General features: G+C 42.5%; 6 protein-coding genes. 5 read left to right on the top strand and 1 reads right to left on the bottom strand.

Translation table 11 applies throughout. The features are described from left to right. Window positions 1-151: 151 nt before the first annotated feature. From DW096_RS18860 to DW096_RS18840, 5 genes are all read left to right on the top strand, one after another. Window positions 152-3,304 carry a PspA/IM30 family protein gene (locus DW096_RS18860; RefSeq protein ID WP_182012205.1) on the top strand — a complete coding sequence of 1,051 codons (3,153 nt, stop codon included), beginning with the start codon at window positions 152-154 and terminating at the stop codon, window positions 3,302-3,304. 77 nt (window positions 3,305-3,381) lie between these two features. Then, window positions 3,382-3,729: a hypothetical protein gene (locus DW096_RS18855; RefSeq protein ID WP_022401132.1), complete on the top strand. Its 348-nt coding sequence runs from the start codon at window positions 3,382-3,384 to the stop codon at window positions 3,727-3,729. Window positions 3,730-4,186: 457 nt separating this feature from the next. Further along, a complete protein-coding gene (locus tag DW096_RS18850) occupies window positions 4,187-4,411 on the top strand; it encodes a helix-turn-helix transcriptional regulator (RefSeq protein ID WP_005824474.1) in 225 nt (74 codons plus the stop codon). Continuing rightward, on the top strand, window positions 4,411-4,737 hold the full coding sequence (locus tag DW096_RS18845; RefSeq protein WP_035450466.1) for a HipA N-terminal domain-containing protein: 327 nt from the start codon (window positions 4,411-4,413) through the stop codon (window positions 4,735-4,737). Before DW096_RS18850 ends, DW096_RS18845 begins: the two co-directional genes overlap by 1 nt. A gap of 2 nt (window positions 4,738-4,739) precedes the next feature. Next, complete coding sequence (locus DW096_RS18840) at window positions 4,740-5,681, top strand: HipA domain-containing protein (RefSeq protein WP_044468749.1); 942 nt, start codon at window positions 4,740-4,742, stop codon at window positions 5,679-5,681. Between the two features lie 31 nt (window positions 5,682-5,712). Here DW096_RS18840 and DW096_RS18835 read toward each other — a convergent pair whose 3' ends face one another. Further along, window positions 5,713-6,816, bottom strand: a complete 1,104-nt coding sequence (locus tag DW096_RS18835) for an ATP-binding protein (protein WP_117963762.1) — start codon at window positions 6,814-6,816, stop codon at window positions 5,713-5,715. Window positions 6,817-7,000: the final 184 nt, after the last annotated feature.

The following is a 7,000-nucleotide window of genomic DNA, read 5'->3' as shown; positions in this document are numbered from 1 at the left end:
AGAAAAACAATTATGTTTGCACGGAAAATTCCTCCGTTACCTGCGAAGTAACGGAATTTTTTAACAAAAGCATTGTGGGAAAAGGAATGCCGGAAATGAGAAATTATTCACTTTTTATTTTTTAAATTTATAAATTTAAAGTTTTTCAATTATGAACAAAAAGTTTCTAAGTGTGACCCTGTTCAGTGCCTTGATGATAGGTGCGACAGGAACGTTCACGTCTTGTAAGGACTATGATGACGACATCAAGAACTTGCAGGAACAACTGGACAAGAAAGCTTCACTTGAAGAGCTGGCTGCAAAAGTTTCGACTTTGGAGACAGCTGTCAACGATGCTAAAACAGCTGCCAACGAAGCTAAGGACAAGGCTCAGGAAGCTTTGGACAAGGCCGGTTCGGCAGAAGGTGGTGTTTCTGATGACGACTTGAAAGCTCTGAAGAAAGAACTGCAAGACCAAATCGACAAGTTGGCTTCTTTGGACATCGTAAACCAAAAGATTGCGGCTCTGAAAGAAGAATTGAAAGGCGACTTCGTTACAGACGAGAAGCTGAAGGACTTGGCTGCTGAAATTGACAAGGTAAGTGCTGAGGTGATGTCCCTGATTGGTCATCGTCTGACCAGCCTGGCCGTAATCCCTACCAGCCACATCAACGGTATTGCCGCCATCACGCTGACTACCCTGCAATATACCCCGCAGAAGTATCAGGCTATGGCTAAGCATACAACTCAAGACCACACTACGACTCCGGTTTTGGACCACGTAAATGCTGCTGCTACAGCTAACTCCATTTCTACAGATTACAACGAGGCTTATTTCCATGTAAGCCCCAGCGTAGGTGTCCGTACTTCAGATATTGAATTGCCCTCATTTGATTGCATCACATCTGAAAATATTATGACCAAGGCTACCGGTGCTGATATTAAGACTAACAGCCCGATTCAACCGGTTAAGTACGACATCAATAAGGACGTGCTGACAGTAAAATTCAAAAAGACAGTCAAGGGTTCTATCGCTGCAACGACTGCCGGCGACAAGGAAAAGTTCTACATGGCATCTTTGAAAGCTCCTATCGCTGCTGAAAACTATACAGCTGCTGAAAAGAAAGCTTTTGACGAACAAGGTACTAAGGTGTATGTGAACTCTGAATATGTACGTCTGCACGAAGAGGTTAAGGTTCCGTATCTGGTTAATAGCAAAACTGACTTTAGCAAAACTATGACCGGTAAGTTTGCCGATGAAATCCAGAACGACGGCAAAGAAGACTTCTATGTACACTATCATGACTCTGTATGCGTATACGAATCTAAAGCCAACGAATATGTAGACTTTAAGCAACCTTATAACGAGCCGCTTGATTTGAAGAAATTGGTGAAGGTTTGTGTTACAGACGCTAAAGATGCTAAAACTAACCACGCTAACCATGCAAATCTGGCAAACTACAAGGATTATGGTCTGACATTCCGTTTCTACATCCCTACTGCTCCTTATAACACATTGGGTGGCGTAGATGGTAACACCAACAAGACAGACCAGCAGAAATTTGCCAAGCTGGATTCTCACGAAAACGGTATCATGTCTTCCAAGGTTTATACTGTCGAAGGTACTTCTGCAACAGCTGTAGGTCGTGAGCCTATCGTTCGCGTGGAACTGGTGGATACAGTAAACAATGCTTTGGTTGCCATGCGTTACCTGAAAGTGAAATGGGTGAAAGAAGCTGGCGAGAGAGAGTTGTCTCATGCTTTTGCTGATTCTATCTATTACTGCAGCAACTACACCGGTCGCATCGGTACTCAAGAAATGAATGAGGACATCTACGACAAGGCTAAAGAAGGTGGTATGACCAAGCAGGAATTCCACGCCGTTTATACTCAATTTGATGGTACAAAGGGTGCCGGCGAAGGTACGGCTTCTGTGATTGCCAACTCTGAAGCTGGTGTAGAATCTTACAACATCATCTGGACACTGACTCATGCAGACATCGTTAAGAAGTATCCGAACTGGAACAACCAGGAAAAGATGAGCTTCAGCAAGGTTTGCTACTACTCCGATCCTACAGGTGCATATCCTACATTGAAGATTACTTTGACACGTACTATCTACAAGCCGGTATTCAACCTCTGGGGTTACGATGGCCGCTACTGGAAGAACGACAATGAATGGTCCACATTCAATGTAAACCCGATTGTTTACAATACCGAGGAATCCAACCCGGCATGGTCTAACAATACAGAGAATAACCCGACATGTAACATCTACACAGACTTGCTGAACGGTTTCCTGAACGACCTCGGAGTTAAACCGACAACCGGTTTGGGCGGCGCAATCTGGTATGCCGATGCACTGCGTGCCGGTAAGAAGTTCTTCTATTCCGGACTGTATCCTTATGCTGCCAGCGGCCACCAGGGTGTGAAAGGTGGTGCTTATTCAGAGGAAGGTGCCCGCTTCGTGTTCGACAAAGAAAAACTGGAAGCTGCCAATTCTGCTTACAAGTACGAATATTTCAACGGTACAAGCGTTGTTGAAAAGACTGCGACTGTAAGTCCTGACGGAACAATCCTGTACATCGACGGCAAGAAAGCTGCTGAGATTGTGAACTACGCTCCCAACAAGCTGGATGCCAATGAAATCACTTACAACATCAAGTTGGAAGAAGTAAACCCGACTCACGCACCGCGTAGCGGCGACGCTCCGACAGAAGCTGCCAAGGCTCTCGTAGGCAAGTATGTCCCCATCAAGTTGGTTGCCGACGTATGCTACACAGATGCTTGTGCTACTGGTTCTCTGCTGGCTGCTGCCCACACTGCAACTATCAAGGAATATGATGCATTTATCATCGAACCGTTGACAGTAACTACAGGTGAAACTGAGAACTTTACTGATGCAACTGTAGGTGGTAGTACAATTGACGTTAAGGGTGCTTTCACTTATGTTTCTTGGAATGCTGACGAATCAGGCAAGAAGTATATTGTAGCCAATACTACCGGCTTGCAGAAAGCTTTGTGGGAATTCTACGAAGTAGTTCCGGGCGAATGGATGACAGACCAAATCAAGTCTAACTTGAAACTGGTTAACGGTAACTTGGTTCCGACTGATGGTGTAACAAACGGTCCTCTGCCTTCTAATACCAAGGTTGTTTACAACCAGGCAGATGAAACTCTGACTTACAACAACTACAGCGGTACTCCGGTTAACTGGGATTACAAATTGTTCATCCCTGTGAAGTTCGGTTACAAGTGGAAGACATTCACTTTGACATTCGAAGTTGATGTTAAGAAGAACTCTGGTACTCCTGCTCAAAGATAATCATCACTGCAGATAACTAATAAAAGAGAGTGTTTCCGGAAAAGAAGCACTCTCTTTTCTATAAAAACAAAAGAACAATGAGACGAACGATTTTGGCTATGTTGACAATAGCTTTCGGTTTTTTATATTCTTGTACCAATACTAACAGTACAGAGTCTACTCATTCTTTCGCCGGTACATTCATAACGGAAAATGGCGTGAGGTTTGAACTCCGTGCAGACTCAACCACCCTCATCACTTTCTCTGATTCAGTGAAGTATGAAGGTACATGGAAGTCTTGCAAGGCCGAAGACCACTTAGAGTATGCCAATATCGAATTTGGAGGTTATCAGGAATACTATTATTTAAAAGATGAAAAGCTTTACCGAAGTGAGCGCGAAATGCGCCACGATGCTTTGGGAACAAAAGTGAAATATCAGGAATAAACTGAAGAGTAAAACATTTGCATAGAAGAGGCTATCTCAAGTGCATTTTGAGACAGCCTCTTGCTTTTTTCAGCAATTCACCATTTAGACAGTTGTACGCAGCAAAAGTGACAAGAATTTATAAGAGTTTGAACAACATAACAAGCTATCTTCTTATGTACTCAGCAGAATCAAGCAAAGCCGGCCTAGAAATATAGTGTGATTCTCATAAGAGATTATATGCTTAGCCCAAAAGCCACTGAAAGAATTATCACAGAGGCCGTTGAAGCAGTGAAGGACTGGCAGGCTTTAAGAGTAAAGCCAGAAATAGGTAGACAGGAAATGGATAGATTCATAAACTTATTCTAGCTAATTTATACCCGAAAAGACATAATCTCTTTCTCCTTTAATCTTTTTATACCCTTATGGGTGTAATAACGAAAATATATTCTATCTTTGTACCCCAAAGGGTATAAAAATGGAATATACGGAACAAACAACATTATCCAAATATGTAAAAGCGATGCGTAAGCAGTACAATCTGACCCAAGTGGAACTTTCGGAAAAGTCAGGAGTAGGCTTGCGCTTTGTCCGTGAATTGGAACAAGGCAAACAGACGCTGCGGTTGGACAAGGTAAACCAGCTACTGTCTTTGTTTGGCAGCGAAGTTGGCGCAGTACCTATAACTAAAACTGACGAATGATGAAGCAGGCATTGATAAATCTCCGAGGAATAAAAGCCGGTATCCTCACAGAGGATGAGGATGGCTATACCTTCCAGTACGATACGGAATTCCTGCAGTCGGATGTTGCAGAAGCTGTCAGTCTCACATTACCCTTGACAGAGAAAGCCTATCACGACAAAGTGCTGTTTCCTTTTTTCGACGGGCTGATACCCGAAGGATGGCTGCTTGACATTGCGGAAAAGAACTGGAAAATAGATGCACGTGACCGAATGTCACTGTTGCTGGCGTGCTGTAAAGACTGTATCGGTGCAGTGGGTGTAGAACCTATAAATGAGGAGGATTAAAAATGGCAAAATGTCTGTATTGCTACAAAGAACTGAATGGAAATGAGAGGGATTTCCACAAGGCTTGCTCAAAAAAGATATTCGGGACACTAGAGGCGCCTATATTGCCTTATACGCACAATAATCTCAACGATTTGGCAAGGCAGGTAATTCGCAGTCAGACCACACTGACCGGAGTGCAGGCCAAATTATCATTGGATATCAACAAAGGAAGTAAAAACGAGCCTGGACGATTTACGATTGTAGGCTTATGGGGGCGCTATATTTTGAAGCCGCAAACCGAACGGTTCGGTAATCTTCCCGAATTAGAGGATCTGACAATGCATCTTGCGGAAATAGCCAAGATACGAGTTGTGCCACATAGCCTCATCCGCTTTGAGGATGGTGAATTATGCTATATCACCCGGCGCATAGACCGCACGAATGAAGGGGGAAAATTGGCTATGGAGGATATGTGCCAACTTTCTGAAAAACTCACTGAACAAAAATACAAAGGTTCTTATGAGCAGATTGCGAAGCTAGTGCTGAGATATTCATCCGCTCCCAAATTGGACCTGGTGAATTTCTGGGAGCAAGTCGTCTTTTCATGGATAACCGGTAATGCCGACATGCATTTGAAGAACTTCTCGCTTTATAGTCCCCAACAAGAGGTATATACGCTCACACCAGCATATGACATGCTGTCTACCGCATTGGTGATGCCTGAAGACACCGAAGAACTTGCACTTACACTAAACGGCAAAAAACGTAAATTGAAGAAGGCTGACTTTGTCACGTCCATGCGGGCGTCGGGATTGGACGAAAAAGTAATAGAAAACCTTTTCAAGAAACTCTTGAAAGTAGAAACCAAATGGATGGAGTTCATCACTCTCTCTTTTCTACCGGAGGAGATGCAAATATCATATAAAGACATGATAAGCATAAAACTCAATATGCTAAAATGATACGAAACCCAACAAGGATTTCCTCTTTCTATCACCCTTCTCTCTTTACCTCAATCCACCTTCTGAAGAAAGGGTCATCCAGTTCATACCCCTCATTACGTATCACATATCCTTGTTGCCCAAGTCGCTTCAAACTACTGAAGGCAGTACTTGGAGAATCAATGCCGACACCTTGTAGAAAAGGAAGACTGGACGGAGTCCCCATCTGCATAGTTAAGCCTATCAAGACTTTTTTATCTGTTTTATTGAAAGTGCTCCATAAACGTTCATAATCCATATCGTGTACATGAGTCAACTCCGTAATGGCAGTTTCCACCAAAGCATCACTGTAACCGTTTTGTTTCCAGTTATTCCATGTCTGGTAAGCCAGTTGCTGGGTGTAATAGGGATGACAATTGGTGAACGACAGAATGCTGCAGCCTATCGTTTCAGCATCCATATCTTTACCTAAGAGAAGAAAGCCATTCTTGAGGAACTCATAGAAGTCATCTTGAAGAATCTTACCCAACTTCATCAAATATCCAAAATGATAGAAAGGAGATTTCTTTTTCTCAAAGATTTCCTGCATCATCGATTCCTGGCTACCTAAGAAAATGTAGTTGGCATGGTTGTAAGTCTGTAGAATAGACCTCAATTTTTTATCCAGATTCTTGTCCAATGTACGTATTTCTTGGAATTCGTCCAGTACTACAATCGGTTTCTTGTGTGGATTCTTCATACCCAGTTTATCAATCAGTGTGAATACATCCTCCAACAGAATGAAACCATCCATTGACGGCTGAAATGAAACTTCTATACCATCCGTCATGGGATTGGTTGAAATGGTGGGAATAAAACGAAAATGAGTGATAAGATGTTTCAGACGTTCCATCGGATATTGTTGAAGCACAATCCGCAATAATCGTGCAGCAAAGTCGGCAGTGCCTGTTACCAACTGCAGGTTCAACTGGAAAACGGGACGTGACAACCCTTTCGTTACTTTTTGGACGAGGCTGGTCTTGCCGAAACGTCGTGGGCTAATAAGTATCAGGTGATTCTCACTTGCAAGTATCTCTCTTACTTTTTCTTGTTCCGCTACTCTATCCGTAAAGTATTCACCGTCTACAATCGTACCGAATTTAAATGGATTATTCATATTGCGACTTTTTTCAATGCGACTTTTTTCGCAAATATAAGAAATATATTTGAGTTCATTCTGAAAGACTGGCTAAAATGAAGAAATACATTATAAGCTTCTGTTTTTCTTCATTTTATTGTATATACTTGTAAGGTAAACCCTTTATAAATAAATTGGAAATGAATAGAAATGAAATTACCTT

The sequence above is a fragment of the Bacteroides sp. AM07-18 genome, from assembly GCF_003602695.1.
GTDB classification, from domain to species: domain Bacteria; phylum Bacteroidota; class Bacteroidia; order Bacteroidales; family Bacteroidaceae; genus Bacteroides; species Bacteroides uniformis.
The sequence above is the reverse complement of the archived record's forward strand: the minus strand, read 5'-3'. Positions and strand labels throughout refer to the sequence as shown.

Coding starts and splice junctions, on each gene's coding strand:
- DW096_RS18860 (WP_182012205.1), top strand. CDS start 152: ATGAACAAAAAGTTTCTAAGTGTGACCCTGTTCAGTGCCTTGATGATA.
- DW096_RS18855 (WP_022401132.1), top strand. CDS start 3,382: ATGAGACGAACGATTTTGGCTATGTTGACAATAGCTTTCGGTTTTTTA.
- DW096_RS18850 (WP_005824474.1), top strand. CDS start 4,187: ATGGAATATACGGAACAAACAACATTATCCAAATATGTAAAAGCGATG.
- DW096_RS18845 (WP_035450466.1), top strand. CDS start 4,411: ATGAAGCAGGCATTGATAAATCTCCGAGGAATAAAAGCCGGTATCCTC.
- DW096_RS18840 (WP_044468749.1), top strand. CDS start 4,740: ATGGCAAAATGTCTGTATTGCTACAAAGAACTGAATGGAAATGAGAGG.
- DW096_RS18835 (WP_117963762.1), bottom strand. CDS start 6,816: ATGAATAATCCATTTAAATTCGGTACGATTGTAGACGGTGAATACTTT.